The organism is Cellulomonas fimi (assembly GCF_028527925.1).
Lineage (GTDB): Bacteria > Actinomycetota > Actinomycetes > Actinomycetales > Cellulomonadaceae > Cellulomonas > Cellulomonas fimi_C.
This window is the reverse complement of sequence record NZ_JAPESW010000190.1, coordinates 1-519: the sequence shown is the minus strand read 5'-3', so window position 1 is coordinate 519 and position 519 is coordinate 1. Positions and strand designations below refer to the sequence as shown.

Here is a 519-nt window from a genome sequence, read left to right as displayed (position 1 = left end):
GGGCTGGGGCGCCGGGGAGGGCGGTGGGTGCCCCGGCCGTCGCCGGCGCGACGAGCGTGCCGCCGACGAGCCCTGCTGCGGCGAGCAGCGCGGCCGCTCCCCGGAGCGCGCGCCGTCGGCGCAGGTGCGCGGGGCCGGCGGTCGGGCCGGCGGTGCCGTCGGGGACGGGCTGGTCGGGGGTCGCGGGGTGCGTCGGTGCGGTGCTGCGCATGGGACTTCCTTCCGCGGGCGGTCGCCCGGTGTCGGTGGCACGTCCGGCCGGTGCTGGACCGGACGATGCGGACACGTCCACCGTCGCCCGCGGGGCCCGGCCCGATCCATCGGGTGACCCGACGAGGTCGAGGTGGGGGAAACCCCCGCCCGCCGCGAGGGCTCGTCGAGCTCGTCAGTCCGCGCCGAGGTCGTCACCTGGAGCTCACGAACTCGACGCCAGGTGACGAACTCGGCGGGCTGGCGCCGGGCGACGAAGGCGGGGCGCGGACGGGCCGTGGGCGCGGGTGGAGCCGCGGGCGGCGGGTG

Annotated in this window: 1 protein-coding gene; it reads right to left on the bottom strand. The window is 80.0% G+C overall.

Going from position 1 to position 519, the window contains the following annotated elements:
• Positions 1-211 (bottom strand): hypothetical protein (locus OMK64_RS20410; protein ID WP_272730178.1); only part of this gene is annotated, 211 nt, incomplete at its 3' end.
• Positions 212-519: the final 308 nt, after the last annotated feature.